This window comes from Flavobacterium proteolyticum, from assembly GCF_015223105.1.
Lineage (GTDB): Bacteria > Bacteroidota > Bacteroidia > Flavobacteriales > Flavobacteriaceae > Flavobacterium > Flavobacterium proteolyticum.
The window spans coordinates 1-3205 of record NZ_JADFTZ010000011.1 but is presented as its reverse complement, the minus strand read 5'-3'; the positions used below and the strand labels follow the sequence as shown (position 1 = coordinate 3205).

The following is a 3205-nucleotide window of genomic DNA, read 5'->3' as shown; positions in this document are numbered from 1 at the left end:
AATATCTTAACATACTGAGATAAATCGTTTAAAAAGTTACCTGAGGTTACTCGAAGGTAAGAAAGTTTCGCTCCCCGCCTTAGCGGGGAGGCTTGTACATAAGCTAACGGGTTATTAGTACTACTCGACTATGACATTACTGCCTTTACATCTATAGCCTATCGACCTAGTCATCTTCTAGGACCCTTAAAAGAAATCTCATCTTGTGGTGGGTTTCGCGCTTATATGCTTTCAGCGCTTATCCCTTCCCAACGTAGCTACTCTGCAGTGCTCCTGGCGGAACAACAGATACACCAGAGGTTAGTCCAATTCGGTCCTCTCGTACTAGAATCAGATCCACTCAAATTTCTAACGCCCACAGTAGATAGAGACCGAACTGTCTCACGACGTTCTGAACCCAGCTCGCGTGCCACTTTAATGGGCGAACAGCCCAACCCTTGGGACCTTCTCCAGCCCCAGGATGTGACGAGCCGACATCGAGGTGCCAAACCCCCCCGTCGATATGAGCTCTTGGGGGAGATCAGCCTGTTATCCCCGGCGTACCTTTTATCCTTTGAGCGATGGCCCTTCCATGCGGAACCACCGGATCACTATGCTCTACTTTCGTACCTGATCGACCTGTATGTCTCTCAGTCAAGCTCCCTTATGCCATTGCACTCTACGCACGGTTACCAAGCGTGCTGAGGGAACCTTTAGAAGCCTCCGTTACTCTTTTGGAGGCGACCACCCCAGTCAAACTACCCACCAAACAATGTCCCCCGCAACGCGGGGTTAGGCCTCAGACAAGCAAAGGGTGGTATTTCAACAATGACTCCACAACGCCTAGCGACGCCACTTCATAGTCTCCCACCTATCCTACACATCACGTGTCCAAGGTCAATATTAAGCTATAGTAAAGGTGCACAGGGTCTTTTCGTCCCACTGCGGGTAAGCGGCATCTTCACCGCTACTACAATTTCACCGAGCTCATGGCTGAGACAGTATCCAGATCGTTACACCATTCGTGCAGGTCGGAACTTACCCGACAAGGAATTTCGCTACCTTAGGACCGTTATAGTTACGGCCGCCGTTTACTTGGGCTTCATTTCAATGCTTCTCCGAAGATAACATCTCCACTTAACCTTCAAGCACCGGGCAGGTGTCAGGCCCTATACTTCATCTTACGATTTTGCAGAGCCCTGTGTTTTTGATAAACAGTCGCCTGGATCTTTTCACTGCGGCCAGCATTGCTGCTGGCGACCTTTCTCCCGAAGTTACAGGTCTATTTTGCCTAATTCCTTAGCCATGAATCTCTCGAGCACCTTAGGATTCTCTCCTCAACTACCTGTGTCGGTTTACGGTACGGGTACTTATAATCTAAGTTTAGAAGATTTTCTTGGCAGCCTTTAGGTACACTATCTCGTTGTCCGAAGACTCTGAGTACTATCGCATTTCACCAGTCCCAGCGGATTTGCCTACCGGGCCTATAGCTAAGTGCTTTAACGAACTATTCCGTCAGTTCGCGGTACTTTCACCACTGCGTCTCTCCATCACAATTATAAGTAGTACGGGAATATTAACCCGTTGGCCATCGACTTCCCCTTTCGGGTGCGCCTTAGGACCCGACTAACCCGCAGCTGATTAGCATAGCTGCGGAAACCTTAGTTTTTCGGTGTGCGGGTTTCTCGCCCGCATTATCGTTACTTATGCCTACATTTTCTTTTCTAAACAGTCCAGCATGACTCACATCACACCTTCGACCCAGTTTAGAATGCTCCCCTACCACTTGTATTACTACAAATCCATAGCTTCGGTAGTATGCTTATGCCCGATTATTATCCATGCTCGTCCGCTCGACTAGTGAGCTGTTACGCACTCTTTAAATGAATGGCTGCTTCCAAGCCAACATCCTAGCTGTCTGGGCAGACAAACCTCGTTTTTTCAACTTAGCATACATTTGGGGACCTTAGCTGATGGTCTGGGTTCTTTCCCTCTCGGACATGGACCTTAGCACCCATGCCCTCACTGCTGGTAAACATTATATAGCATTCGGAGTTTGTCAGGAATTGGTAGGCGGTGAAGCCCCCGCATCCAATCAGTAGCTCTACCTCTATATAACTTATACCCAGCGCTGCACCTAAATGCATTTCGGGGAGTACGAGCTATTTCCGAGTTTGATTGGCCTTTCACCCCTACCCACAGGTCATCCGAAGACTTTTCAACGTCAACCGGTTCGGACCTCCACTATGTGTTACCACAGCTTCATCCTGCCCATGGGTAGATCACACGGTTTCGCGTCTACCATTACTGACTATAGCGCCCTATTCAGACTCGCTTTCGCTACGGATCCACACCTGAAGTGCTTATCCTTGCCAGCAACGGTAACTCGTAGGCTCATTATGCAAAAGGCACGCCGTCACCCCACGAAAGGGCTCCGACCGCTTGTAAGCGTATGGTTTCAGGATCTATTTCACTCCGTTATTCACGGTTCTTTTCACCTTTCCCTCACGGTACTGGTTCACTATCGGTCTCTCAGGAGTATTTAGCCTTAGCGGATGGTCCCGCCAAATTCACACAGGGTTTCACGTGCCCCGCGCTACTCAGGATACCACTATCTATATCTTCTCTTACCCATACAGGACTATCACCCTCTTTGGTTAACCTTTCCAGGTTATTCCGGTTCAATCCGCATAGAATGTCGTGGTCCTACAACCCCAAAATTGCCGTAACAACTCTGGTTTGGGCTAATCCGCGTTCGCTCGCCACTACTTACGGAATCACTTTTGTTTTCTTCTCCTCCGCCTACTTAGATGTTTCAGTTCAGCGGGTTTGCTCACCTATCGGTGTACTATGTCTTCAACATAGTGGGTTGCCCCATTCGGATATCTACGGATCAATTCGTGTGTGCCAATCCCCGTAGCTTTTCGCAGCTTATCACGTCCTTCATCGCCTCTGAGAGCCTAGGCATCCCCCATACGCCCTTATTTTGCTTATGTGCCGCCTAATTTTATAAATAAAACTAGGACTTTCTTTATAAATGTATATTACTACACATCTACTGTACTTTCTACTTTTTAAATGTATTTTATCTCAATATGTCAATGAACTTTTTTCCTTTCGGAATCGTGGAGAATATCGGAGTCGAACCGATGACCTCCTGCGTGCAAGGCAGGCGCTCTAGCCAGCTGAGCTAATCCCCCGTTTTTTTAGTGTTCAGTTAACAGTT

At 48.1% G+C, this 3205-nt stretch carries 1 tRNA gene and 1 rRNA gene; both read right to left on the bottom strand.

Features of this window, described 5'->3' with window-relative positions:
• Positions 1–94 precede the first annotated feature (94 nt).
• Positions 95–2975, bottom strand: a 23S ribosomal RNA gene (locus IM755_RS12725).
• Positions 2976–3105: 130 nt separating this feature from the next.
• Positions 3106–3179, bottom strand: a tRNA-Ala gene (locus tag IM755_RS12720).
• Positions 3180–3205: the final 26 nt, after the last annotated feature.